The sequence below is a fragment of the Granulicatella sp. 20925_1_45 genome (assembly GCF_041433555.1).
GTDB lineage: Bacteria > Bacillota > Bacilli > Lactobacillales > Aerococcaceae > Granulicatella.
Map to the genome: position 1 here is coordinate 79,097 of NZ_JAPWBR010000004.1, position 24,255 is coordinate 103,351.

The 24,255-nt window shown below is 40.9% G+C and carries 29 protein-coding genes and 1 other annotated feature; of the genes, 4 read left to right on the forward strand and 25 right to left on the reverse strand.

The window, feature by feature from the left end:
* Positions 1 to 22 precede the first annotated feature (22 nt).
* From O3798_RS02595 to rplJ, 3 genes are all read right to left on the reverse strand, one after another.
* Positions 23 to 799 carry an alpha/beta fold hydrolase gene (locus O3798_RS02595; protein WP_371463056.1) on the reverse strand — a complete coding sequence of 259 codons (777 nt, stop codon included), beginning with the start codon at positions 797 to 799 and terminating at the stop codon, positions 23 to 25.
* Between the two features lie 91 nt (positions 800 to 890).
* The gene (gene rplL, locus O3798_RS02600) at positions 891 to 1,259 is read right to left on the reverse strand and encodes a 50S ribosomal protein L7/L12 (RefSeq protein WP_048710944.1); all 369 of its coding nucleotides are present in this window, start codon (positions 1,257 to 1,259) and stop codon (positions 891 to 893) included.
* Between the two features lie 72 nt (positions 1,260 to 1,331).
* A complete protein-coding gene (rplJ, locus tag O3798_RS02605; protein WP_285251493.1) occupies positions 1,332 to 1,835 on the reverse strand; it encodes a 50S ribosomal protein L10 in 504 nt (167 codons plus the stop codon).
* Between the two features lie 28 nt (positions 1,836 to 1,863).
* Positions 1,864 to 1,984 (reverse strand) — a sequence feature (ribosomal protein L10 leader region).
* Positions 1,985 to 2,101: 117 nt separating this feature from the next.
* Here rplJ and O3798_RS02610 point away from each other — a divergent pair.
* Positions 2,102 to 2,365, forward strand: a complete 264-nt coding sequence (locus O3798_RS02610) for a type II toxin-antitoxin system Phd/YefM family antitoxin (RefSeq protein ID WP_371463057.1) — start codon at positions 2,102 to 2,104, stop codon at positions 2,363 to 2,365.
* Between the two features lie 26 nt (positions 2,366 to 2,391).
* Here O3798_RS02610 and O3798_RS02615 read toward each other — a convergent pair whose 3' ends face one another.
* The 22 genes from O3798_RS02615 to O3798_RS02720 form a co-directional block, all read right to left on the reverse strand.
* Complete coding sequence (locus O3798_RS02615) at positions 2,392 to 2,790, reverse strand: DUF1310 family protein (protein WP_371463059.1); 399 nt, start codon at positions 2,788 to 2,790, stop codon at positions 2,392 to 2,394.
* Positions 2,791 to 2,938: 148 nt separating this feature from the next.
* Complete coding sequence (rplA, locus tag O3798_RS02620; RefSeq protein WP_048710940.1) at positions 2,939 to 3,628, reverse strand: 50S ribosomal protein L1; 690 nt, start codon at positions 3,626 to 3,628, stop codon at positions 2,939 to 2,941.
* Between the two features lie 101 nt (positions 3,629 to 3,729).
* Positions 3,730 to 4,155 (reverse strand): 50S ribosomal protein L11, encoded by a 426-nt coding sequence (gene rplK, locus O3798_RS02625; protein ID WP_005607816.1) that lies wholly within the window; start codon positions 4,153 to 4,155, stop codon positions 3,730 to 3,732.
* A gap of 568 nt (positions 4,156 to 4,723) precedes the next feature.
* Positions 4,724 to 5,914, reverse strand: coding sequence for a class I SAM-dependent rRNA methyltransferase (locus O3798_RS02630; RefSeq protein ID WP_371463060.1), 1,191 nt, complete (start codon positions 5,912 to 5,914; stop codon positions 4,724 to 4,726).
* 3 nt (positions 5,915 to 5,917) lie between these two features.
* A complete protein-coding gene (locus tag O3798_RS02635; RefSeq protein WP_371463062.1) occupies positions 5,918 to 6,529 on the reverse strand; it encodes a VanZ family protein in 612 nt (203 codons plus the stop codon).
* 29 nt (positions 6,530 to 6,558) lie between these two features.
* On the reverse strand, positions 6,559 to 7,965 hold the full coding sequence (locus tag O3798_RS02640) for an ATP-binding protein (protein ID WP_371463064.1): 1,407 nt from the start codon (positions 7,963 to 7,965) through the stop codon (positions 6,559 to 6,561).
* 3 nt (positions 7,966 to 7,968) lie between these two features.
* Positions 7,969 to 8,676 carry a response regulator transcription factor gene (locus O3798_RS02645; protein ID WP_048709883.1) on the reverse strand — a complete coding sequence of 236 codons (708 nt, stop codon included), beginning with the start codon at positions 8,674 to 8,676 and terminating at the stop codon, positions 7,969 to 7,971.
* A gap of 136 nt (positions 8,677 to 8,812) precedes the next feature.
* Positions 8,813 to 9,352, reverse strand: a complete 540-nt coding sequence (locus tag O3798_RS02650; RefSeq protein ID WP_371463066.1) for an NYN domain-containing protein — start codon at positions 9,350 to 9,352, stop codon at positions 8,813 to 8,815.
* A gap of 17 nt (positions 9,353 to 9,369) precedes the next feature.
* Entirely contained in the window at positions 9,370 to 10,233 is an 864-nt protein-coding gene (rlmB, locus tag O3798_RS02655) for a 23S rRNA (guanosine(2251)-2'-O)-methyltransferase RlmB (protein WP_371463069.1), read from the reverse strand.
* A 1-nt stretch (position 10,234) separates the two neighbouring features.
* Positions 10,235 to 10,636 (reverse strand): Mini-ribonuclease 3, encoded by a 402-nt coding sequence (locus O3798_RS02660; RefSeq protein WP_298730205.1) that lies wholly within the window; start codon positions 10,634 to 10,636, stop codon positions 10,235 to 10,237.
* A complete protein-coding gene (gene cysS, locus O3798_RS02665; RefSeq protein WP_371463071.1) occupies positions 10,633 to 12,042 on the reverse strand; it encodes a cysteine--tRNA ligase in 1,410 nt (469 codons plus the stop codon). The genes O3798_RS02660 and cysS overlap by 4 nt, the downstream gene beginning before the upstream one ends.
* Positions 12,039 to 12,599 carry a serine O-acetyltransferase EpsC gene (gene epsC / locus O3798_RS02670; protein ID WP_371463073.1) on the reverse strand — a complete coding sequence of 187 codons (561 nt, stop codon included), beginning with the start codon at positions 12,597 to 12,599 and terminating at the stop codon, positions 12,039 to 12,041. The genes cysS and epsC overlap by 4 nt, the downstream gene beginning before the upstream one ends.
* A gap of 111 nt (positions 12,600 to 12,710) precedes the next feature.
* Positions 12,711 to 14,105, reverse strand: a complete 1,395-nt coding sequence (locus O3798_RS02675) for an oxaloacetate decarboxylase subunit alpha (protein ID WP_371463075.1) — start codon at positions 14,103 to 14,105, stop codon at positions 12,711 to 12,713.
* A gap of 14 nt (positions 14,106 to 14,119) precedes the next feature.
* On the reverse strand, positions 14,120 to 14,671 hold the full coding sequence (gene citX / locus O3798_RS02680) for a citrate lyase holo-[acyl-carrier protein] synthase (protein ID WP_371463077.1): 552 nt from the start codon (positions 14,669 to 14,671) through the stop codon (positions 14,120 to 14,122).
* On the reverse strand, positions 14,664 to 16,196 hold the full coding sequence (gene citF / locus O3798_RS02685; protein ID WP_285251504.1) for a citrate lyase subunit alpha: 1,533 nt from the start codon (positions 16,194 to 16,196) through the stop codon (positions 14,664 to 14,666). Before citF ends, citX begins: the two co-directional genes overlap by 8 nt.
* 1 nt (position 16,197) lies before the next feature.
* A complete protein-coding gene (gene citE, locus O3798_RS02690) occupies positions 16,198 to 17,085 on the reverse strand; it encodes a citrate (pro-3S)-lyase subunit beta (protein WP_048709859.1) in 888 nt (295 codons plus the stop codon).
* The gene (citD, locus tag O3798_RS02695; RefSeq protein WP_371463080.1) at positions 17,073 to 17,381 is read right to left on the reverse strand and encodes a citrate lyase acyl carrier protein; all 309 of its coding nucleotides are present in this window, start codon (positions 17,379 to 17,381) and stop codon (positions 17,073 to 17,075) included. The genes citE and citD overlap by 13 nt, the downstream gene beginning before the upstream one ends.
* 27 nt (positions 17,382 to 17,408) lie before the next feature.
* Entirely contained in the window at positions 17,409 to 18,419 is a 1,011-nt protein-coding gene (gene citC, locus O3798_RS02700; RefSeq protein WP_371463084.1) for a [citrate (pro-3S)-lyase] ligase, read from the reverse strand.
* Between the two features lie 5 nt (positions 18,420 to 18,424).
* Positions 18,425 to 18,562, reverse strand: coding sequence for an OadG-related small transporter subunit (locus tag O3798_RS02705; RefSeq protein WP_371463086.1), 138 nt, complete (start codon positions 18,560 to 18,562; stop codon positions 18,425 to 18,427).
* Between the two features lie 27 nt (positions 18,563 to 18,589).
* A complete protein-coding gene (locus tag O3798_RS02710) occupies positions 18,590 to 19,711 on the reverse strand; it encodes a sodium ion-translocating decarboxylase subunit beta (RefSeq protein WP_371463088.1) in 1,122 nt (373 codons plus the stop codon).
* Between the two features lie 27 nt (positions 19,712 to 19,738).
* Complete coding sequence (locus tag O3798_RS02715; RefSeq protein WP_371463090.1) at positions 19,739 to 20,131, reverse strand: acetyl-CoA carboxylase biotin carboxyl carrier protein subunit; 393 nt, start codon at positions 20,129 to 20,131, stop codon at positions 19,739 to 19,741.
* Positions 20,132 to 20,156: 25 nt separating this feature from the next.
* Positions 20,157 to 20,480 carry a hypothetical protein gene (locus tag O3798_RS02720; protein WP_371463092.1) on the reverse strand — a complete coding sequence of 108 codons (324 nt, stop codon included), beginning with the start codon at positions 20,478 to 20,480 and terminating at the stop codon, positions 20,157 to 20,159.
* Positions 20,481 to 20,813: 333 nt separating this feature from the next.
* Between O3798_RS02720 and O3798_RS02725 the strand changes: the two genes are divergently transcribed.
* From O3798_RS02725 to citG, 3 genes are all read left to right on the forward strand, one after another.
* Positions 20,814 to 22,196: a CitMHS family transporter gene (locus O3798_RS02725; protein WP_371463094.1), complete on the forward strand. Its 1,383-nt coding sequence runs from the start codon at positions 20,814 to 20,816 to the stop codon at positions 22,194 to 22,196.
* Positions 22,197 to 22,320: 124 nt separating this feature from the next.
* Positions 22,321 to 23,016 carry a GntR family transcriptional regulator gene (locus O3798_RS02730; protein ID WP_371463096.1) on the forward strand — a complete coding sequence of 232 codons (696 nt, stop codon included), beginning with the start codon at positions 22,321 to 22,323 and terminating at the stop codon, positions 23,014 to 23,016.
* Entirely contained in the window at positions 23,009 to 23,839 is an 831-nt protein-coding gene (gene citG, locus O3798_RS02735) for a triphosphoribosyl-dephospho-CoA synthase CitG (RefSeq protein WP_371463098.1), read from the forward strand. The genes O3798_RS02730 and citG overlap by 8 nt, the downstream gene beginning before the upstream one ends.
* Positions 23,840 to 24,255: the final 416 nt, after the last annotated feature.

Consider the following 24,255-nt stretch of genomic DNA (forward strand, 5'->3'; position numbering starts at 1 on the left):
AAACCTCCTTTCCTTTTTAATACTATTCGGTTCCTTCTAAAAATGGTGTTACTAATTCCATCCACTCCAAGGGAAGATAAGTGGATAAATATCCGTGATTATATCCCTTTGCTTCATACAGCGTGCAATTAGGATGCATTTGTTGAAATAGCTTTGCCGACTCCTTCACGCACTTCATTTCTTTTTCTCCATAAATATAGAGGGCCTCTGCTGAACTGTCGGAAATCGCTGGCTTCAATTGATAACTGGCCATATAGGTGTTATAAATCGTTACTAATGTTTTCATCGGTAACCGTGGCATATCCTCCAAATAGTAGTTTTCTAATTCTTCCGGATAAGCCATCTTTGGATACAGCTTTCTCATGAGTTTTAATTGCATTTTACATGCAGCCTTACCGAACATCAACTTCCCAAAAACTTTTACAAAGGCGATGCTCATTTTCGCTAGTTTAGGTTGTGGAATACATAGACTTCCATCAATAATGGCTTTGTCAGCTATATGAGCATTTAACGAAAGTAGCTCCATGACGATTTGTCCTCCAAGAGAGACTCCACCTAAAGCAAATACATGCCCATCGCATTGGTCTTTTATATACTCCAAAATCTCTTGTGCAGATTGCTCCGTGGATACATACTCCTTTTGGTACTCCTCACCATGTCCATCTAAAACTGGTAAAATCACATGGTATTTATCTGAGAGAAGACGTGCTTGTCTCAAATAATTCCACCACGAATTCCCTCCACCATGAATCAATAGGATATGAGGATTATGATTATCTCCAAATTCATGAAATCTCATCAAAAAGCTCCCTTTCCACTACCAAATCTCTTTTATTCTACACAAAAAAGGCCGGACTGGATAGTCCGACCTTTCAAAGTGTCATTAAAAATTATTTTAATGTTACTGAAGCTCCAACTTCTTCTAATTGAGCTTTTAATGCTTCAGCTTCTTCTTTAGCTACGCCTTCTTTTAATACGCCAGGAGCGCCATCAACTAATGCTTTAGCTTCTTTTAATCCTAATCCAGTTGCTTCACGAACAACTTTGATTACTTTAATTTTTTGGTCTCCAGCAGAAGTTAATTCTACAGTGAAGTCAGATTTTTCTTCTGCAGCTTCGCCAGCGCCACCAGCTACTACAGCTACAGGAGCTGCTGCTGTTACTCCAAATTCTTCTTCGATAGCTTTTACTAAGTCGTTTAATTCTAATACAGTTGCTTCTTTAATGTCAGCAATGATTTGTTCAATGTTTAATGCCATTTTTAATTTCCTCCATTTTTTGGTTATTTAATAAAATTTTGTTTGTGTTTTTAAGTTAGCTAGCTAGCTTTATTAAGCTGCTGCGCCATCTTTTTGATCTGCAACGGCTTTGATTGCCAATGCAGTGTTGCGAACTGGTGCTTGTAATACTGATAATAGCATTGAAAGTAACCCTTCGCGGCTTGGTAATTTTGCAAGAGCTTCGATTTCTTCTTTTGAAGAAACTTTACCCTCAACAACACCTGCTTTAATTTCTAAAGCTTCAACTTTTTTAGCAAAGTCAGCTAAGATTTTAGCAGGAGCTACTACATCTTCGTTACTGAAAGCTACAGCTGATGGTCCTTTGAAAATGTCATCCATTCCTTCTAAACCAGCTTCTTTAGCTGCACGTGATAAAATGCTGTTTTTAACAACTGCAAATTGTACACCTGCTTTACGTAATTCTGCACGTAGATTTGTTGCTTCTTCTACAGTAATTCCTAAATAGTCAACAACAACAACTGATGATGCGTTTTTGAACTGTTCAGCAACTTCTGTAACTAGTTGCGCTTTTTTAGCAATGATTGCTTCACTCATCTTCGTTTTTCACCTCCTGAAATTTAGGTAGGGCATAAAAAAAACTCTATACCCACAAAGACATAGAGAAATAAGATCAACTTGTTCTCCCTCGGTAGGATATTAAGGCTAGTGCCCCCTACTGTCTTCGGTCGCATTCAACTTTTATTAGTTTACATGATTGACTTTCTTCTGTCAAGAAAGAACTCAATTCTATCTTAAAAATTCTAACGGTATCTCTTTTGCTATTTTTATGATAAAATATTGATAAGAAAGGAGCATGTACTATGATTCATATTAGACCCGTATCCGATTTACGTAATAAGTTTCCTGAAATTGAAGAGATCGTTTTAAACGACAATGTTCCCGTATTTCTGACTAAAAATGGTCATGGCTCAATGGTCGTCCTCAGCGTAGAACAGTATACTACCCTCATGGAGTCTGTTGAGAGAGAGCTTGACGTTGCTGACAGAATTACCGAAACTGACGAGACACGTTATACACATTCCGAAGTGTTTGATCAAATCAGAGGAAAAATCAATGGAAAATAGTGAGTATCAACTATCTTCCGATAACATTACTTCCCATCTCCAATTAATTTACCAACTTCTTGCGAATACCCCCCACCTGAATACTCAATTTTACCTGTACGACTATCCTTTTGTAACGTATAATAAACTACTAATTTTTCATCAGAGTTCAAAATAATATGAAACATAACGCCTCCCATTGGATTATGTCTAATCGATTTTTCGTCTATTTGATATGAATAAATACTATTTCCTTCCTTAAGAGCTCCTTCGTGAATATCATTTAAATCCTCTTCGATGATGGCTTTCACCTCTTCACTCTTAACAATTCGTACCATTTCATTATATTCCGCTTGTTGCTTTAATTGATATCCTCCTATTATTAATCCAATTACAGCCAAAACACTAACGATTCCAATACACGTTCTTTTTAACAGTTTACCCATATTTCAAATTCCCTTTTCATCTGAAATTTATTAATACCATTCTCGATGTATTTACTTAGATTTTAATATATCTTCCTCAACTTATCTATTTTTTTAGAAAACAAAAAAGCCAAGCACGAGGCTTGGCTTTTTATCATTTCGTTTTAAATTATAGAGAAGCTACGTCTACTTTAACCCCAGGGCCGAAAGTAGTTGTCACAGCAACGTTACGTACGTATTGACCTTTAACTGTAGCAGGTTTGATACGTAATAATGTTTCGTGAATTGTTTTGAAGTTTTCTACTAATTTGTCATCTGAGAATGAAACTTTACCGATTGGAACGTGGATGTTACCAGCTTTGTCAACACGGTAAGTAACTTTACCAGCTTTGATTTCTTCAACAGCTTTAGTTACGTCCATTGTAACAGTACCTGTTTTAGGGTTTGGCATTAAGCCTTTAGGTCCTAATACACGACCTAAACGACCAACTTCACCCATCATGTCAGGTGTTGCAACGATAACGTCGAACTCAAACCATCCGCCTTGGATTTTTTGAGCTAATTCGCTGTCACCAACGTAGTCTGCACCAGCTGCTTCAGCTTCTTTAGCTTTTTCACCTTTTGCGAATACTAAAACTCGTTGAGTTTTACCAGTTCCGTTTGGAAGCACAACTGCTCCACGTAATTGTTGGTCAGCTTTCTTTGGATCTAAACCTAAACGGTATGCAACTTCTACAGATGCATCAAATTTAGCGAAATCTGTTTCTTTTGCTAATGCGATTGCTTCTTCAACTGAGTAAGCTTTAGAAGAATCGATTTTTTTAGCGGCTTCTAAATATTTTTTGCTTTTCTTTGCCATTGTATAATTTCCTCCTATTGTGTGGTTTTAACGGTTTTACCTCCCACAAAGTCCATGAGTGAAACACTCGTGCTAGGGACTTTTGGAAGCTGCATTTGTTTTTAGCCTTCTACTACAAATCCCATTGAACGGGCTGTACCTTCGACCATGCGCATAGCAGCTTCTACGTCTGCTGCATTTAAGTCAGGTGCTTTTAATTCAGCAATTTCTCTAACTTGATCACGAGTTACAGTAGCAACTTTTTTCTTGTTTGGTTCGCCTGAACCTTTTTCTACTTTAGCAGCTTTCTTTAATAATACTGCTGCTGGTGGTGTTTTACAGATGAAGTCGAATGAACGGTCTTCATAAACTGAAATCACAACCGGAATGATTAAACCTGCTTGGTCAGCTGTACGAGCATTGAATTCTTTACAGAATCCCATGATGTTCACTTGTGCTTGACCTAAAGCTGGACCTACTGGCGGAGCTGGAGTTGCTTTACCTGCAGGAATTTGTAATTTAACTAGTTTTACAACTTTTTTAGCCACGAGACATTACCTCCTTGATTGTTTCGTGCGTGGTTTAATGGAGATGAAGATTTCTCCTCCCACGGTGTTCCGACATGTGCATTTTCATGCACTTTGGTATTATATCAAAACTTAATTTGCAATGCAATCTTTATAGTCTACTATTTTTTGAGAAAAAACTTACGTTGGTCTTACAAACCACTTCCAATCCTTGCGGATTGTTCTATAACCACTGCATAGGGGCACCGGATTGAGCCTGTCGTCTCAATTCCTACCAAGCTTCAAACTGACTCTACGGGGTTCCCCCTAGAGTCAGTAATTCACATTGGTTGCACTTCCCCAATGCTGTGGTTATAAAACCCGCAAGATTTTCGTGGTTTGTAGAAAATGAGATTTTTTTGCAAAAAAGTGAACTGCTAGAAATCGCGTTGCAATGGGATTTGTGCCAAAAGATGAAAATGACATGTCGGTGCCTCTAATGGCCTCCCGTGCTGCAGAAATGGCATAAGGACGCATTTTGTGCAGGGAGTTTGCGGTGCGTACGAAAGCTGCCCAAAATTCACTTATAAGTGAATTTTGGGCAGGTGTGCTAGTTGTTAAATTCAATAAAGAAAACTTTGAGATAATCGCTTAGCGGTGTAGCTACTGGAACTGCGAAATCGCTTGGTAATCCTTTTTTCAAGACGATGCGGAACTTGCGATTGCCTTCTGCTTCACGGATTCCTTTCTCAATCATTTGTTGAAATTGAGATTCGCTCACATTTGCCGCATTTGTAGATAACACGAGCGTTCCTTTTGGTGCGACTAATGGCGTGATTTGTTCCACTAGTTTGCCGTAGTCTTTTGCTACAGAGAAGGTTCTCTTCTTCGTGCGAGCAAAGCTTGGTGGATCTACCACGACCGTATCAAACTTCAACTGTTTCTTCACAGCGTATTTGAAATAATCGAACACGTCCATGACATAGATTTGTTGCGTTTCTGGGTCGATGCCGTTGACTGCAAACTGCTCTTTTGTCTTCTCAAGACTACGATTGGCAACGTCTACGCTAATTGTTTTAGTTGCGCCACCCATTGCTGCAGCAACCGAAAAGGCACCGGTATAACTGAAGGTATTCAATACGGTACGTCCTGCACTGTAACGCTGGCGAATCGTTTCCCGCACTTCGCGTTGGTCTAGGAAGATTCCAGTCATCAATCCTTCATTCATATACGTCGCGTATTTGACACCATTTTCTAATACGATTAATGGTTCTGGCGCTTCTACTCCGCCGACAAACTGACTTTCTGGCAAGTCTGCTTCATTCTTGAAACGAATCTTTTCGTAGACCCCTTTGACACCTTCAAACGAAGCAAGTGCTTGCGTTAAAATCAAGTCACGGTAATGATAGACACCCTCGCTATACCAAGAGACAACTATAAAACCGTCGTACCAGTCAATCGTCACTCCGCCAAAGCCGTCGCCTTCGCCGTTGAAGAGACGGAAAGTCGTCGTATTCTCCGAATGGATGAGTGCACGGCGATTCTCGAATGCCGTCTTGAAAATGCCACTAAAGAACGCATCATCCAACGCTTCGTCTTCCGAACGGCTATATACCCATGCAACTCCCTTATTTTGGAATCCGACATAGGCCATTCCTAAGAAATGACGTTGTTGGTCATACACTTTCACCACTTCGCCTTCATCTGCGCGAAGTTCTTGCGCTAGGTCCATCTGACTAATCAGTGGACTTCCTTTTTTAATCAATCCCGCTGCTTTTTGTTTCACGATGATTGTTCCCATAGATTATTTTCCCCTCCATTTCATAATGCCTCGATATAGTAAGAAACCCATCCAGCTTCCGAACACATTACAGATGATATCATCGATATGGCTGACGCCGGTGTAGAAGATAAATTGGAAAAACTCGATCGTAAAGGACGTCCAAAAGCCATACCAAAGCGAACGATATTGTCCATCCTTTTTGCCATAGAGTAGTCCGCAGAAAAATCCAAGCGGCATAAACCAGACGATATTTCCTACTACATTATAATACGCTGCAAAGACTGAACCTTGCATAAATAACTTGATGCTATCAACAAACGGCACCCACATAATATCCGAGAGCGGGTGCGTGACGACTTTTACCGTAAAGGTCTCATCGGTATTTCTAAAAATCGTCAGTTGCGCTAATAATATAATATAGAAGATAAATAAATTTCGGTAGAGTTCCCACTTCCAGGAGATCTCCCCTTTTCTACGTGAAGATAAATAAATAGACCAAACGATCAACCATCCGATAAACAGGACGATTGCGTGGTCTACACTAAAAATAAACAAACGAACAAGTGGAAGGTGATTCACTCGCCCATCAAATAATTGGACTAGCCATTGATAGAATGGGCCAAGTAAATACATTTCCTTCCTCCTTGTTCGTTCTCCTTAAATTACAATTCACTTTCGCCAGGAAATACCACTCTAAAGGTCGTTCCCTTGCCAACTTCACTTTTCACAGAGATTTTACCGTGGTGACTATCTACCAGCGACTTCACAATCGCAAGGCCAAGGCCGCTTTCTCCGTACTTCGTGCTCTTTCTTGAAACATCTGCTTTATAGAAACGTTCCCAGATTTCTTTGATTTCTCTCTCGTCAATTCCGATACCTGTATCAGAAATCTCGACAATCGCTTTTTTACCTTCGTTCCACGCCTTCACTAGAATTTCCCCGTTGTCCGTAAATTGGTTGGCATTCTTTGTAATGTTCACCAAGATTTGGACAAAGCGGTCATAGTCGGCGTAAACGCTGAAGTCTGTATCGCATTCATAGCGCAAAATATTATTTTTTACTTTCGCTAGTTCGCGAATTTGTTCTACAACGGTCTGGATAGCTCCAATCCCTGCAAAACGGTGTTGTACTAATACAATCTGGTTCGAACGAATCTTCTCGTAGTCGAGGTTTTCGTTAACAAGCCTAATCAATCGTTGTGTTTCACTAGAAATGAGTTCCAGTGAACGTCCACGACGAGACTCTGGCACCATATTGTATTTCAAGCCATCGAGCAATCCATTCATGGTTGTCAATGGTGTACGCATTTCGTGCGCCACGTCCATCATAAATTGGCGGCGGACATTTTCTTGTCGCTCAACCTCTTTTTCAGACTCACGCAGCGAACGCGCCATGTTGTTAAAGTCTTTCATTAAGTCGTCAAACTCGTCTCGACTTTCGACAGGAAGTTTAACATCGAAGTCCCCTTCCGAAATCTTATGAGTCGCCTTACGTAGTTTGTTGATCCGACGTGTTTGATAGTTTGCAAAAACAAAACTCATCATAATTCCAATGATAATCGCAGCACCAAACGCAATAAACATCGAATTACGAAGTTCGCGTACTTCGGTTTGAATACGACTCATCGGACTGGCTAAAGCCACATATCCTTTATACTGTCCATTTTTAATAATGGGATAGTAGACCGTGATTAAGTTATCTACGGCTTCTCCGGTAAAGTTCATTTGAACTTCTTTCAAGTTAATCGCAGCACCATTTTTTAAGTGATTTAATTCATCCTCTGTTAGTGCAGAATTTGTATCTAAACTACTAGACGGATAGGTCATCGCGTTGTTTTCATCAAACATCGCTATACTGACATTTTCTTCGCGTAAAATGGTACCCAACTTATAAATATCCGCATCACTCATATCAGTCGCAATTAATCCTTTAGCATACGACTGTAATTGCTGAGACCGCTGTGTATACACATTATTACTCATTACGTTGTAGAAAAGAATTCCACAGGCAGCAATCGTTAACAGCACCACGGAAACGAACCCGAAGAGTTGCTGATAAAAGTATTTCATGGATTACAACTCGCTATCGTCAAATTTATACCCTACGCCCCAAACCGTATGAATTACATGAGGACCAACAGCCTCGATTTTTTGGCGAAGTTTCTTGATGTGAGCGTCAACCGTACGTTCATCACCATAGAATGGATCTTCCCAAATCTTCGTTAATAAGTGTTCACGAGTGAATACTTGGCGTTGGTGTTTCGCCATAACCATTAATAAGTCAAATTCTTTTGGTGTTAAGTTTTCGATTTGTTTGCCATCGATAAATGCTTCGTGTGTTTTCGTATTGATTTTCACGTGATCTGTTTCAACATCGAATTCTGAAGCAAATGTGTTGTCTGCAACAGTAGCGCGTTGTGTACGACGTAATAATGCTTTAATACGAGCCATGATTGTTACGGCACTGAATGGTTTTGCAACGTAGTCATCCGCACCAATTTCAAGACCGATGACTTGGTCACTTTCTGAATCGCGTGCTGTAAGCATTACGATTGGAACGTTTTGGTTCACTTGGCGGATTTGACGGCAAATTTGCATTCCGTCCATACTTGGTAAGTTCACATCTAAGATGACAACGCCCCATTTGTTTTGGTTTTCTAAGAACGCATCAAGACCTTCTTTACCATCGTGATAGAAGCTTGCCTTCCAACCTTCGTTTTCAAAAAACATCTCCATCATTTCGCAAACTGCTTCTGTATCTTCAATCATTAAGATATGCATGACATACACTCCTTTTTTATAGCTAAATTATAATTATTATAAGTTTTCTTCACAGATTGTACATCATTAATATGAAATCACACACCACAATTTATGAAGAAAGTGTGAAGTTGCGTATTTGAAATGCGCTAATTCACTATTTTTTCTTTTTTACACTGCCTCCTAAGCTAAAGCGCAAATGATTCAATAGTGCCATTTGTGCGTCACTCCAGGGATTTCGACGCGTACTTCCTTTATGATGGAAAGTTCGTGCCATCTCCGTTTGTTTATCCCTACTACTTTCTAATTCCTTATAAAAATCTCTAGCTGATTTACGCAGGGCTCCTTTTTGGAAAATGAGCCACTGCTCGGCCAAGTCACTGGTTGCTACAGATACTTGAACAAGACGCATATTCATTTCTGATACGGTACGCTCAATATAACTATCCGCCGTCTCCCCTTCAGCCGTAAAAATCACTTTCACTTCGGCTTCGTCAAATGACTGGGTAATTCCTGGTACGAACTGCGCATCAAAGACAATCCAGACTTCGATATTTTCAAATTTCTGAAAATTCGAGCACCGTTGAATGAGTAAATCCCTCGCGCTCTCTAAGTCATCTTGCTTCTTTAATGCCACCAATTCCGGCCAAGCACCAATCATATTGTAGCCATCAATAATATAGAGTTGCTTTTTCAATGTGCATCCCCCGTTTCCTATAACGAACGGTTACGGAAGACTTCGTACATCATTAAGGCACTCGCCACGCTCGCGTTCAGACTTTGGACATGTCCCACCATCGGAATCGTCACCATTTCGTCCACGCTTTCCTTCACGATACGAGAGACGCCTTTTCCTTCATTCCCCATCACAATCGCAAGAGGGCCACTTGTATTCCATTTGCGGTAGTCCGTTCCATTCATGTCGGTCCCAAACACCCAAATGCCACGCGCCTTCAATTGTTCAATCGTCTGCGTTAAATTCGTCACGCGAACAACCGGCACATGCTCGATGGCACCCGTTGAGGCTTTGGCAACAGTCGCTGTCAATGAAGCCGATCTGCGTTTTGGAATAATAATCCCATGAACGCCTGTTGCGTCTGCCGTACGTAAAATACTTCCTAAATTATGCGGATCTTCCACTCCGTCTAAAATCACGATAAATGGATCTTCGCCTTTTTCTTCGGCCTTCTTAAAGACGTCTTCTAAGTCGGCATATTCGTAGGCTGCAATCGAAGCCACGAGTCCTTGGTGAACGGCATTGCCGACAAGATCTTCAATCTTCGTCTTTGGAACGGTTTGAACTTGAATACCCTTTTCACGTGCGAGTTCAATGACTTTTGCAGCATCTCGTCCAGAAGTTCCTTCTTGAATAAAGACACGGTTCACGCGGTCCGGCGTTTGCAAGGCTTCTACCACTGCATGGCGACCAAACACGAAGTCTACTACTTCTTGAGTTTCTACGCGTTCCACGTGTTCACGAGCAGGACGTTGTCTCTTTTCACTACGTTCAGGACGCCCACGGTCTGGACGATTTCCGTTTCTTGATTTTTTCTTTGGTGCATATTCATTTCGTGCCATGTTACTGTTCACCTTCCACTTGTTGTAAGCACCAATTAATGAGTTCTTCTAGTCGGGCTTGTTGGCCTGATAAATATAAGTACCCCATTAATGCTTCAAAACCAGTCGCAATACGGTAAGTCCCTACATCTGCATTTTTGGCAACCGTATGACTCTTACTATTGCGTCCTCGTTTGTATATTTCTAATTCTTCTTCCGTTAAGAAGTTTTCTTGTTCCAGCATTTGTTGCATCAAGCGCGCTTGTGCCTTTGCCGAAACAAATTTTGTTGCGGTCGCATGTAATTGATTTGGCTTTGTAAGTCCTTTTTGCATCACGTGATTTCTGACATACACTTCATAAATCCCGTCACCCATGTAAGCCAAGGCCAAACCGTTTAGCAGCTTCCAGTTTTTTTCTGTCATGCTTCTCTTCTCCATCTTGTTCCTTGTGGAGTGTCTTCTAATACAATCCCTTGTTCTTTTAGTAAATCACGAATCTCGTCACTGCGAGCAAAGTTTTTCGCTTTACGCGCTTCAAGACGTTCATCGATTAATGCTTGAATATCATCGTCGAGCAGTGCTTCTTGTTTTTCAACGATACCGAAGATTCCAAATAGAACAGTTGCTTTTTCAAGGAGCGCTTCGAGTACTGCTTTTGAAACGACTTCTTGTTCTAAATACACATTCCATTCTTTCAACCATTGATATAACACCGTCATACCGTTTGCCGCATTAAAGTCATCATCCATTTCTTTTTGGAATTCCGCTTCAATTGCTTCGAATTTTGCTAAGCGTTCTGCATCTTCTGGCAATGCATCCACGGCTGTTTCTAAGCGGTAGCGTGCATTCTTGAAGGTCGTTTGTACTTTTTCAAGGTTCACGGCAGCTTCTTGAAGAGCCGCTTCACTAAATTTTAATGGACGACGATAGTGCGCACTTGCTAAGAAGAAACGAAGTACTTGTGGGTCGAGTTGTTGGATTAAGTCATGAACAAGCACGAAGTTTCCAAGAGATTTACTCATTTTCTCTTCGCCCATCGTCACAAACGCATTATGCATCCAGTAGTTCGCAAATTTCTTGCCAGTTTTTGACTCACTTTGCGCGATTTCATTTTCGTGGTGAGGGAACGCTAAGTCTTGTCCACCACCGTGAATATCAATCGTATCTCCTAAGTGTTTTGTCGCCATTACCGAGCATTCAATATGCCATCCTGGGCGTCCCTTGCCCCATGGAGAGTTCCAGCTAATTTCATTTGGTTTTGCGCTCTTCCACAATGCAAAGTCTAACGGATTGCGTTTCTTCGCATCATCTTCTGAGGCTGTACGATTACTTGCACCCATTTGTAAGTCTTCGATACGTTGGTCGCTGAGTTTTCCGTATCCTTCGAATTTCTCAGTGATGAAATACACATCGCCTTCTGATTCATACGCCATGCCTTTTTCGATTAAATCTGCTACAAAGGCAATAATGTCATCCATTGTGTTCATTACCGTTGGATTTAGTGTTGCCTTCTTCACGTTTAGGGCGTTTGTATCTTCAAAGAACGCTTCGATATATTTCTTTGAGACTTCTTCAGCCGTCATGCCTGTTTCGTTGGCCACGCGAATAATTTTATCATCCACATCTGTAAAGTTCGAAACGAAATTCACGTCATAACCGCGGTATTCAAAGTAACGACGAATCGTATCAAAGGAAACCGTACTACGTGCATTTCCGATATGAATATAGTTATAAACCGTTGGCCCGCACACATACATGCTCACTTTTCCTTCTTTAATCGGTTTAAATGCTTCTTTTTGTCTTGTTAAGGTATTGTAGATTTGAATCATAAGTTTCCTCCGATAGTCGTATCTCTTTCAATTTCTTCTGGTGTATGGACGCGGACCACTCGTGCCGGCAGTCCAACCGCTGTGGTGTGTGCAGGAATGTCGTCTAACACAACTGCCGCTGCTCCAATCTTGGCATATTCTCCAACCGTTACAGGTCCAATGACTTGCGAATGCGCTGATAAAAGCACGCCGTTTTCGATGGTTGGATGACGCTTGCCTGTATCTTTCCCGGTTCCGCCTAAGGTCACCGCATGGAACATTCTCACGTCATCTCCAATAATAGTGGTCTCACCGATAACGATTCCCATGCCATGGTCGATAAAGAATCGTCTTCCGATCGTTGCGCCTGGATGAATCTCGATGCCCGTTAGGAATCTGCTAAATCCAGCGACCATCCGTGCAAGGAGTCTCATTTTCGCCTTCGTATGGAACCAATGCGCCACCCGGTGTAAGACCGTTGCGTGATATCCTGGGTACGTCAAGACGATTTCCAAGCTGCTTCTTGCCGCTGGATCATTTCTCTTATAAGTATCCATATCTTCTCTAAAACGTCCCATTCCTTCACTTCCTTTACATTTGTCTATTCTATTCATTATAACACAGTTTAAAGCACACAAAAAGCTGAAAAGCCGGGCTGCGGGGCCTAGCTTTTCAGCTTTCTAGCAAAACTATTTTAAGTCTAAAGTAACTTCTACTGTTTGTAATGGTACATCGTAGAATGGATCTTCACGACGTCCTAAGAAGTCTTTTGCTTGTTGCGGGAAGAGTGCGTACATTAATACATCTTCATCAGATTTAGCGTACTCTTTAATCTCTTCACGGATTTCTGGTAATTGATCTTCGATTAAGTCAGCTGGACGAACTGTCACAACTTCTGCATCTCCAATAATTTTCGCTTTTACTTCAGGATTAATTTCTGCTGGAGCTTGTCCATATAATCCTAAAACATAGTCTTTGATTTCTTTTGGAACGAGTTTGAAACGTTCGCCTGAAATCACGTTCATTACCGCTTGTGTCCCAACCATTTGTGATAATGGCGTTACAAGTGGTGGGTACCCTAAGTCCGCACGTACTTTTGGCACTTCTGCTAATACTTCGTCGTATTTGTCAGCTAAGCCTTGTTCTGTTAATTGACTTAATAGGTTTGATAACATTCCACCAGGTACTTGGTAAATTAATGTTTTTGGTTCTGTATCTTTTACTTTAGGGTTTAAGATTCCTTCTGCACGGAATTTATCACGAATGCCGTTGAAGTGAGCTGTTGCTTCTTCTACTTTCTTCATGTCCACGCCAGTATTAAATCCTAATTCTTCTAAAGATAACACCATAGATTCAGTTGCAGGTTGGCTTGTACCACCAGAGAATGATGATAAGCAAGTGTCGATGATGTCTGCACCTGCTTCAGCTACTTTTAAGTAAGTCATTTCAGAAATACCACTTGTAGCGTGAGTGTGAACTTCTAAAGGAAGATCAGTTTTTTCTTTAATACGGCTTACTAATTCGTAACCTGTTTGAGGTGTTAATACCCCAGCCATGTCTTTAATACAGATTGAATCTGCACCGAATTCTGCCATGCGTCCTACTAAATCAACATAATAGTCCACAGTGTGAACTGGACTTGTTGTGTAAGAGATTGCTGTTTGGCAGTGTCCGCCTGCTAATTTTGTTGCTTCGATGGATGTCTTCATGTTACGAACATCGTTTAAAGCATCGAATACACGAATAATGTCGATTCCGTTTTGTACAGATTTTTCTACGAATAAACGTACCACATCATCAGCATAGTTACGGTATCCTAATAGGTTTTGTCCACGTAATAACATTTGCAATTTTGTATCTTTAACTGCTGCGCGAATTTGACGTAGACGTTCCCATGGGTCTTCATTCAAGAAACGAATACAAGAGTCAAAAGTTGCTCCTCCCCATACTTCTAACGCATGGAAGCCAGCTTGGTCTAATGTTTCCAAGATCGGTAACATATCTTCAGTTGACATACGAGTCGCGATTTGACTTTGTTGTCCGTCACGCAAAACCGTTTCAGTTAAACGGATAATTTTGCTCATAATATCTTCCTTTCTTAAGGTCTTTCGATGGATGTGTATGCTGCAACGATGCGCGCAATATGCTCTTGCATCTCTGGGACCGTGTGCTTTCTAGAACGGGCGCACACTTTTGCTTCCTCATTGCAGATAAAACAACGTCTTGGAGTCATTCCAAGAGTTGTTCTGGAAATTGGCGTTGGAGTCTCTCCAGCCATTTCCACGACATCGATATCGAGTAATCGTCCGAGTGGGTGTCCTTCTTCAAATTCCGTACAAGCGCGCTTTACACGAAGTGCATTTGCGCGAAGTACGCGGTAAAATTCCATTCCTGTCCCAAGCGAGAAGTCTTCTTGATGAAGGTTTTCAAAAGGCATTAACGCCTCATCTAATTCAGAAATGACAGAGGCGAAGACGGCTGTAATCGCCTCTGAATTTTTAACAGGACCTGGAATATTCAGCGTGATGGACACGAGCACACACGGATTGAATTGTTCTAGTAATTGTTGTTGGGTACGAGCACGTCTTTCTCTGGCATCAAGCATTTGCATGATATCCACCGGTGCTCCATCAAACAAAGAATTAAACATTGCGAACAACGTCGATGATGCTTCCATCACGGTATTCGATTACCGCAACCACTTTATCACCATATTGGATTGGTTCTGGGTTTCCAACGATGCTGTATGCTTTTTCTTGTAATTCTTTGATTGTGTATTGAGGTACATCTAACCCTTTGAAGTGTTCAATTAAGTCTTGACGGTTAGGGTTGATCGCAATACCGATTTCAGTAACAACCACGTCCACACTTGTACCAGGAGTAATCACAGTATTTACTGATTCTACGAATGTAGGGATGCGTCCACGTACTAATGGGCTGATAACCATTGACATTTTTGAAGCAAAGGCTGTATCACAGTGACCACCTGAAGCTCCACGGATAACTCCGTCAGAACCTGTCATTACGTTTACGTTGAAGTCTGTATCTACTTCTAAAGCAGAAAGAATTGCAACGTCTAAACGGTTAATTACTGAACCTTTAGATAATGGGTTTGCATACATGCTTGCGTCGATTTCATAGTGGTTTGCATTGTTTGCAAGTGAAATTGCTGATGGGTGGTCGAAGTCTTGAACGTCGATGACTTTCTCAACTAAACCTTCTTCTAACAATTCGCACATTGAGTTTGTAATACCACCAAGTACAAAGCTTGCTTTGATGCCGTCTTTAATCATTGCTTCACGGATGAAACGAGTTGCAGCAAGAGAAGCTCCACCTGTACCAGTTTGGAATGAGAATCCTTCTTTGTAATATGGAGAACCAGTGATTACTTTAGAAGCGTATTCTGCGATTAATAATTCTTTAGGGTTCTTCGTGAAACGAGTTGCCCCTTTGGCAATCCCTTTAGGATCCCCGATTTCATCTACAACAACCACGTAGTCCACGTCTGTTTGCGGAATGCTGATTGGAGTGTTTGGATAAGGTACAAGGCTGTCAGTAATGGCAACTACTTGGTCAGCGTATTTAGCGTCGATCATTGCGTATCCTAAAGAACCGCAAGTTGCTTTTCCTTTTGTACCATTGATGTTACCGTACTCGTCAGAACTTGGAGCTCCAAGGAAGGCAACGTCGATGTGGATGTCTCCTGCAGTAATCGCACGAGCACGTCCACCATGTGAACGAATCACAACTGGGTTTTCCATGATACCGCTAGAGATGGCTGCCCCTAATTTATCACGTAAACCAGATGAAGTGATGTTTGTAATGACACCATTTTTGATGTGTTCGATTAATGGTTCGTGTACGTTCGCGATTGAAGAAGGCGCGATTGATAGGTTTTTAATCCCCATTTTTGCAATTTCATCCATAACCATGTTGATTACATAGTCTCCTTCACGGAAGTGGTGGTGGAATGAGATTGTCATGCCATCTTTTAAGCCAGTTTTTTCGATAGCTTCACGAATGCTACCTAATAATTTTTCTTGACGAGGTTCAACAGGTTTGATTTTACGGCTAGCTGCTTCATAAGGTTTAATGCGAGCTAACTCACCTTCGTATACCCCATATTGATCTGCATATTCTTGTGGAATTTCACGTCCAGCTTTATTTAATACCATCTTAAATTTCCTCCTCGCTAATCAATCCAGCCGCTTTTGCCAATGCGATTACGCGCTCAGCACGTTCCACGATTGGTTTATCGACCATTTTACCGTTAACTGAGATAACACCTGATCCTTTAGCTTCAGCTTCACGAATTCCCCAAATAACTTCTTTAGCGTTTTGAATTTCTTTTTCTGTTGGTGCATAAACTTTATTAACCACAGGAATTTGACGAGGATTAATAACAGATTTTCCATCGAAACCTAATTGTTTGATGCGTTCTACTTCTTCACGGAATCCATCCATGTTGTCTACGTTAGAGTAAACAGTATCGATTGCAGCGATTCCTGCAGCACGAGCCGCGTGTAAAATCATGCTACGAGCGAAGAATAACTCTTGTCCATCAGGGTAACGACGAGTTTTCATGTTTGTTACGTAGTCTTCAGCACCTAAAGCGATACCGATTAAACGGTCACTTGCTTTAGCGATTTCGCGAGCGTTTAACACACCTTCAGCAGATTCAATCGCAGCCATCATTTTAGTGCGACCTACTGGGATGTTGTTTTCACGTTCAACGCGAGTGATGATTTCATCCACGTCTACGATATCTTGAGCTGTTTCAGTTTTTGGTAAACGAACAACGTTAACACCAGCTAATACAACGGCTTCAATATCTAAAGCACCTGTTGTATCTAAACCGTTAATACGTACAACTGTTTCTACATTGCTGTAGTCAAAAGTTTTTAAAGCGAAATGTACTAATACACGAGCTGAGTCTTTTTCTTTTAAAGAAACAGCATCTTCTAAGTCAAACATAATTGAGTCTGCGCCGTAAAGTGGAGCGTCACGCAACATTGCTGCGTTTGAACCAGGTACGAACATCATTGTTCTTCTTAAGCGTTCCATGAGTCGATCTCCTTCCAGTCGTAGTTTTCAACTTCTGCTGCACGGTGAACCACTGTCACTGTACGAGCTTGAATTGTGCAATCTAAAGCACCTTTATCAACTGCGATGACTTCTACTGAAGTAACCCCTAATTCTTTTAAAGTTTCTTCGATCACACGACGGATTTGATTTCCGAATTGTTTTTCGACACTACTTTCTAATTGAATGTCGATTCGACCAGCGGTACTTGGATTTAAAGTGATCATGATGTCACTTGATTCCAAAGTGCCGACTACTGCACTTTTTTTAATTTCCATTATTGTTTCCACCTTTTCTTTTGGATTTTAACCAATGAAATGTTTTTCTTCTAAATAATGATACGTAGTTGCTGGAACGAGCTGTTTCAACTCGTCTACGTTTTTGTCTTGAATGGCAGCGCGCACCCGCGTCGCACTCACCACTTCGTCCCCGGCAGAAAGTCTGTCTATAATCACTAGCTCTAAGTCGCTCCCAAAAGCAGCTCTTAGCGCGTCATTATAAACGGAGGTTACTGGAGAGAGTGGTTCTTGACCAACATAACGTTTGGTCAATTGTAACGTTGGAACAATGTTTTCTAAGAAGAGTGTTGCATCCAATGTTGCTTGCACTTTTGCCACTTCCAAATCCGCCTTCTCTTTCAAGAAGTACGATGGGAAAGTAGCGCTAGAGACCATATAGTCTCTAGTCGGAAGCACCGTTACGTTCGGCAGATGACTCACGCCTCGTTTCACCATTTCCATTCGGTCATTCGTATGAAAGAACGAACGATCCTCGGAAACAACGAATACGTAGAGGTGGCTCGACTGACGAGCAGCCGTTTCTACCAAGTATTGGTGTCCCAGTGTAAAAGGATTCGCATTCATGACAATCGCACTATTGCTAGTTCCTTCTACGAAATGTTCTTTTAGCAATTTCAAGTAATCACTAAAGGACGGAATGCCTTGTTCTAAAAAGGCAAGATTTTCTGTCTCGGCAACTACGCGATACCCCAAAGATTTAAAGAAGACAATATTCTTTGGCTTCGTGTAGACAAAACTATTTGTATAAGAACGTTCTCTTAATTCATCTAAGAGCGCCATCACGAGATGCGTTAACAGATTTTCTGATTGATACTTTTTACAAACCACTAAACATTTTAAAATGTTGCGGTCTAAAGAACCGGTTGCTGCAGGTTCACCAGAAGTATGGTAAATCGCAATTGTATAATCAACCTGCTCTGTTTTACCAAGGTTAGCCTGATCCATTAACCATTCCCAATCTTGGCGTGCTTTTTTATCGCGATCGAGCCATAACCGTTTGAGAATGAAATTTTCCATGAATCTTACTCCTTACCTGGCGGGAATGCTTTTAATAAAAGAGCAGAAACGGCATATAGAATTCCTAATACTAGGAAAACTCCACCCATCCCTAAAGCCATTAATTCGAAAGCTTGTGTTAAATGTTCTGCGTTGAAAGTCATCGTTTTCCTCCTTTTCCTTCTATATTATTACATGAAGAATGATAATAATAATCCACCAGCAATAACTGAAGCGATTTGTCCAGAAACATTAGCTCCAACAGCGTACATTAAGATGAAGTTTTGAGGATCTTCGTCTGTCGCCATTTTTTGGATAACACGACTTGACATTGGGAATGCAGAGATACCTGCAGCTCCGATCATTGGGTTGATCTTTTCTCTACGGAATAAGTTCAAGATTTTAGCAAATACCACACCACCGATTGAGTCCATGATGAAGGCTACTAAACCGAACAAGATGATCATTAATGTTTGAACATTTAAGAATAAATCAGCTTGCATTTTAACTGAGATTGTAATCCCTAATAGAATAGAAACAATGTTTACTAATTCATTTTGAGCCGCTTGAGCTAAGTTATCTAAAACGCCACATTCACGTAATAAGTTACCAAACATTAAGAATCCAACAAGTGGTAATGAAATTGGAGCAATGAAACCTGCCACAATTGTGATAATGATTGGGAACAAGATTTTAGTTAATTTAGATACGCCTGAAGCGTGGTATGTCATACGAATACGACGTTCTGCTTTTGTTGTAACCATCTTGATAGCGATTGGTTGGATAATCGGAACAAGCGCCATGTATGAGTAGGCCGCAACCGTAATCGCTCCAAGTAATTGAGGGGCTAATTGGTTCGCAACGAAGATTGATGTAGGGCCGTCAGCAGCACCGATGATACCGATTGAAGCTGCTTCACGAATGTCAAATCCGAATAATACAGCTACAACGACTACGAAGAAAATACCGAATTGAGCTGCCGCACCGAATAATAACATGAATGGGTTTTGTAATAATGGACCGAAGTCGATCATCGCACCGATACCGATGAAGATTAATAATGGGAATAATTCAGTTTCGATACCGATTTCGAATAAGATTTGTAGAACCCCGTGTTGTTGTTGTCCACCAACGACTTGGTCAAGAACCCCAGTTCCAGGGAAGTTTACTAAAATTGTACCTAATCCCATTGGTACTAATAATGTTGGTTCGTACTCTTTTTTAATCCCTAAGTACATTAATAGGGCACCGACAAGCATCATGAAGATTTGGCCGCCAGTAATAGACATTATATTTTGAACTAATGTTTCCACTGTTTCACTCCTTGAAAGTTATTAAAATTAGTTAATTGTAATTAAAGCGTCTCCTGGGTTTACCACTTGACCTTCTTTAACGTGAATTCCTGCTACAACCCCTGCTTTAGCTGCAACGATTTCGTTTTCCATTTTCATTGCTTCTAAAATCATTAATGGTTGGTTTTCAGTAACAGTGTCTCCTACGTTTACTAAAATACGTAAGATGTTCCCTGGCATTGGAGATGGCATTGCGTCTGCGCCGGCTGGTGTTGATGCTACAGGAGCTGCTGGAGCTGGAGCAGCTTCTACTGCTGGTGCTGCAGGTGCCGCTGGAGCTGCAACTGGTGCTACAGGAGCTGCTGGGGCAACTGCTCCGATTTCTTCCATTTCTACTTGGTACTCTTGACCGTCTACTTTAATTTTGAATTTACGTAACATATCGTAACATTCCTCCTAAAATATATTATGATTTGCGTTTTTGGTAGATTTCTTTAACAGCCCATTGACTGTCGTTTGATTCACCTGCAGCAATCGCTGAGGCAATAACCGAGATAATCTTGGTTTCTGGGTTGCGTTTAAGGACGCGTTTGACCACAAATTGGCTTTCAGGATAATCTGATGCCGCAATCGCCGCTGCAATGATGGAGACGTGCTTAGCTTCTTCTGCTTCTACCGGTACAAAAGCTTCTAATTTTTCCCATTCAGATTCTGTCTGTGCAGACTGCGTCGATGCGTGTTCCGTTGCTTCAGAATTCTTCTTGCCAAATAATCGTTGGAGAATTCCCATTCCTTCACTCCCTTCCCAACATAATCTACATGCAATTATTATACAGAAAACATTATCATTCCTAAACTAGAAACTGGGGTTTTCCCTGTTCTTTTGGTGTTTTATTATATATAGGATATAAAAGTTATGCTCAATTTGTCACATCAAACTGTTCTTTTAATGTTTTTCGTTATGAAAACACTATCTTTTTTATTAAATATTGTTTAAGATATCGCTATAAGTAAACGAATTCATTCTACCCAATGAGTTCGTGGAGCTCCCATTCAGGTTTTAGCGACTGAACGGTTCTCCAACTAAAAAAACAAATTTTTTTAATAAAGAAAGGAAGATATGATGGTTATCACAATTTCAGCTTACGTAATGATGGCAATTTTCATGTACGTTATCATGAAGAAAAAAATGTCACCATTTACAGCTTTAGTATTAATTCCATTAGTTTTTGCAATTATTTTAGTTGCTACAGGTCAAGTCCAAGACGTTAACATCGGTACATTAATTCGCCAAGGGTTATTCGGAAATAACTCAAAAGATAAATTAACAGCGATGAAAGGGACTGCTGAAACAGGAATTATGCTTCTATTCGCAATCCTTTACTTCTCTACAATGTTAGACGCTGGATTATTCGATCCAATCACTAACAAAATGATTCGCTTCGCTAAAGGCGACCCAATGAAAGTATTGATGGCTACTGCTATCGTTGCTGCTGCCGTATCATTAAACGGTGACGGAACAACAACTACATTAATCTGCTGCTCAGCTTTCGTGCCAATTTACAAAAAATTAGACATGAAATTAATGAACTTAGGGGTTCTTATTATCTTACAAAACACTATCATGAACTTATTACCATGGGGCGGACCTACTGCTCGTGCGATGTCAGTTCTTGGTGTAGAAGCAGATATCCTAGCTTACTTAGCACCAGGTATGATTCTTTCAGTTCTTTACGTAATCTTCTTTGTTGCTCGCTCAATGGGTAAAAAAGAACGCGCTCGTTTAGGTATCCAAGAATTAACTGAAGAAGAATTAAACGAATTGACTACAATTTCTGATCCTGAAGTATTAGAAAAACGTCGTCCACAAAACTTCGTAATCAACGCTATCTTAACAATCGTATTAATCGGTTGGTTAGTTGCTGGTTCATTCATCAATTCAATCGAAGTGAAACCAGTTGTATTATTCTTAGTTGGTACAGGTTTAGCCTTAATGATTAACTACCCAGACTTAAAAGCTCAATCTAAACGTATTGGGGACAACGCTGGGGATGCTGTACAAGTAGTATTACTAGTATTCGGTGCCGGAGTATTCATGGGATTATTCCAAGGAACTGGAATGGCAACTGCTTTAACAGATAGCATCGTTCAAATCATCCCTAAACAATTAGCAGGATTCTGGTCATTAATCATTGCATTAATCTCGATCCCTGGTACATTCTTCTTAACAAACGACGGATTCTACTACGGAGTATTAATTCCATTCGCTGAAGTTGGACGTCAATACGGCTTCACAGATATGCAAATGGCATTAGCTTCATTAATGGGTCAAGCATTCCACTTATTAAGCCCATTAGTAGCGTTCATCTACTTACTATTACGTCTAACAGGATTAGACATGGGTGAATGGCAAAAAGAATCAGCTAAATACGCAGCTGTTATCTTCGTCATCTTCGTTGTAACAATCGTATTAATGGGTCACATGCCATTATACTTACCACAATAATCAAACAATTGAATTTGTGAAAAAGACTTGTTTAGGCTTAGCCTAACAAGTCTTTTTTTGTGCATTTTACCATCTTATCGTTTATACTATTTCTAATGTTTACAATAATTTCCAGGAGGCTACTATGTCAGCGATTATCCAAGCGGTAAAGAAAAATTTAGATATTACCCAAAACAAACCTCTTAAAATTTCGCTCTACGAAGCATTTCGTAAAACGATTATCTTAGGAGAAATCCCTGCAGGTACGCGTATTAACGAGAAAGAATTCTCGACTGAGTTAAACATCAGCCGTACACCCATTCGCTACGCTCTTAACGAGTTAACGAAAGAGCACCTAGTAGAGCACATCCCTAAGATTGGTGTCATCGTAAAAGGAATTTCCATTAAAGATGCCCATGAAATTTACGAAATTAGAAAATCACTCGACACATTGGCAACAATTAATGCGATGAAACTTATGACGAAAGAAGACTTCAAAGAGTTGAGCGGCATCCTCGAAGAATGCGAACGTCTCAACAACGAAGACAAAGTCGACGAAGTACTTGCAAACTTCACGACTTTCAATGATTTCATCTACGAAAAATGCCAAATGACACGTCTAAAAGAAATCGTATTTGAATTACGTACATACGTGATTTACTTCCGCGACCTATCGATCCGTTCATCAGAACGCCGTACAAAAGCGCTCGAGGAACACAAACTCATCTATCGCGGCATGCTCAATAACGATGTGGAACAAATCACGCTGATTACACACGAGCACTTAGACCGCTCATTACAATTTATTTTGAAACAGATGGAGAAATTACACATTGATTAATCCTGAGTTTTTAGCAAAAGTGGCTACAGACGCACTTCTACAAGAAGTCAATCTCGCGCCAAAACCCGGCTTAGTGGACCCTATTTCTGTCGGCGCTCATAAGGACATGACAAAGGAAACCTTCTATCAAAGTATCGTTGCTCTCCGCCCTTATTTACTGGCCTACGCCGAAGCAGGAAGCCGCCACAATGGCACTCCACTCGACTTATTTAACGAGCTTCGATTCCTTGGAAAACAAGCCGAAGACGCAATGATGGCCGCTACCAACAATATTAACACTCATAAAGGAGCCAACTTCTCCTTTGCCCTCGTCTTAGGGGCTACAGCTCATACAAAAGGCGACATTCCTGAAGCCTTGCATTACTGCCACCTAATGACGCGCCACCTCATCGAAGTGGACTTTGCCAACCTCGACCAAAAAGAACATCTCTCTTACGGTGAAAAACTCTACGTCGAACATGGCATCACAGGAATTCGAGGCGAAGCAGCAACAGGCTACCCAAGCCTTGCAAAAGCCCTCGACTATTACAATACACTAGACACGCACACACCACGTCACCGCGACCTACTCCTTCTTCTGTATCTAATGACATTTGTCGAAGACGGAAACCTTATTCACCGTGGCGGAATCGATGCGTATAAACAAGTGCAACAAGAAGCACAACAATTATTCGAAGAAGCCAAAAACCTCACAGAAGAGCAGCTCGCTAACCGACTCGAGGACTACGACAACGTCCTTATCGAGCGTAACCTCAGCCCTGGAGGCAGCGCAGACCTACTCTCGCTCACCTTCTTCTGTCATAAAATACAACAAAACGGATGAATCCTCATCCGTTTTTTCTTTACCCATTTTTCAGCACACACTTTATATTCTCCCTTCCCCGCGCCAGAGAACTCAGTATTGCACACACCTGTCACCTTCTCTTATTCAAGAAAGGATTAACTTTTTATTTATTCTTCCCTCCTGAGGCCTGATATTCGGAAAAATCTCGGATTCTATAATAGCAGTAATGGGGAATCGTATTAAATGCGAATTAAAGGGAGTTAGGAATTTATTCCTTACTCCCTTTTTGAGGCTTTAAAGGTGAGAGACCTTAGGCTCGAACCGGTACCCCATTACCGCTATTATGAAGATATCCGGAGATTTTGGAGAATATCGGGCCGAAGGCCCATGGTTTCAAATGAATATAAATAAAAAAGAGTTAACGCAGTTTGCGTTAACCCTTTCTGTTAGCTTTT

Coding starts and splice junctions, on each gene's coding strand:
- citD (WP_371463080.1), bottom strand. CDS start 17,381: ATGGAAATTAAAAAAAGTGCAGTAGTCGGCACTTTGGAATCAAGTGAC.
- O3798_RS02595 (WP_371463056.1), bottom strand. CDS start 799: ATGAGATTTCATGAATTTGGAGATAATCATAATCCTCATATCCTATTG.
- O3798_RS02635 (WP_371463062.1), bottom strand. CDS start 6,529: ATGTATTTACTTGGCCCATTCTATCAATGGCTAGTCCAATTATTTGAT.
- O3798_RS02720 (WP_371463092.1), bottom strand. CDS start 20,480: ATGGGAATTCTCCAACGATTATTTGGCAAGAAGAATTCTGAAGCAACG.
- rplJ (WP_285251493.1), bottom strand. CDS start 1,835: ATGAGTGAAGCAATCATTGCTAAAAAAGCGCAACTAGTTACAGAAGTT.
- O3798_RS02645 (WP_048709883.1), bottom strand. CDS start 8,676: ATGCATATCTTAATGATTGAAGATACAGAAGCAGTTTGCGAAATGATG.
- O3798_RS02725 (WP_371463094.1), top strand. CDS start 20,814: ATGGTTATCACAATTTCAGCTTACGTAATGATGGCAATTTTCATGTAC.
- rlmB (WP_371463069.1), bottom strand. CDS start 10,233: ATGGCACGAAATGAATATGCACCAAAGAAAAAATCAAGAAACGGAAAT.
- rplL (WP_048710944.1), bottom strand. CDS start 1,259: ATGGCATTAAACATTGAACAAATCATTGCTGACATTAAAGAAGCAACT.
- O3798_RS02730 (WP_371463096.1), top strand. CDS start 22,321: ATGTCAGCGATTATCCAAGCGGTAAAGAAAAATTTAGATATTACCCAA.
- O3798_RS02675 (WP_371463075.1), bottom strand. CDS start 14,105: ATGAGCAAAATTATCCGTTTAACTGAAACGGTTTTGCGTGACGGACAA.
- citC (WP_371463084.1), bottom strand. CDS start 18,419: ATGGAAAATTTCATTCTCAAACGGTTATGGCTCGATCGCGATAAAAAA.
- citE (WP_048709859.1), bottom strand. CDS start 17,085: ATGGAACGCTTAAGAAGAACAATGATGTTCGTACCTGGTTCAAACGCA.
- cysS (WP_371463071.1), bottom strand. CDS start 12,042: ATGATTCAAATCTACAATACCTTAACAAGACAAAAAGAAGCATTTAAA.
- O3798_RS02715 (WP_371463090.1), bottom strand. CDS start 20,131: ATGTTACGTAAATTCAAAATTAAAGTAGACGGTCAAGAGTACCAAGTA.
- O3798_RS02615 (WP_371463059.1), bottom strand. CDS start 2,790: ATGGGTAAACTGTTAAAAAGAACGTGTATTGGAATCGTTAGTGTTTTG.
- citX (WP_371463077.1), bottom strand. CDS start 14,671: ATGTTTAATTCTTTGTTTGATGGAGCACCGGTGGATATCATGCAAATG.
- O3798_RS02640 (WP_371463064.1), bottom strand. CDS start 7,965: ATGAAATACTTTTATCAGCAACTCTTCGGGTTCGTTTCCGTGGTGCTG.
- citF (WP_285251504.1), bottom strand. CDS start 16,196: ATGGTATTAAATAAAGCTGGACGTGAAATTCCACAAGAATATGCAGAT.
- O3798_RS02630 (WP_371463060.1), bottom strand. CDS start 5,914: ATGGGAACAATCATCGTGAAACAAAAAGCAGCGGGATTGATTAAAAAA.
- rplA (WP_048710940.1), bottom strand. CDS start 3,628: ATGGCAAAGAAAAGCAAAAAATATTTAGAAGCCGCTAAAAAAATCGAT.
- O3798_RS02610 (WP_371463057.1), top strand. CDS start 2,102: ATGATTCATATTAGACCCGTATCCGATTTACGTAATAAGTTTCCTGAA.
- epsC (WP_371463073.1), bottom strand. CDS start 12,599: ATGGGACGTTTTAGAGAAGATATGGATACTTATAAGAGAAATGATCCA.
- O3798_RS02705 (WP_371463086.1), bottom strand. CDS start 18,562: ATGACTTTCAACGCAGAACATTTAACACAAGCTTTCGAATTAATGGCT.
- O3798_RS02660 (WP_298730205.1), bottom strand. CDS start 10,636: ATGACAGAAAAAAACTGGAAGCTGCTAAACGGTTTGGCCTTGGCTTAC.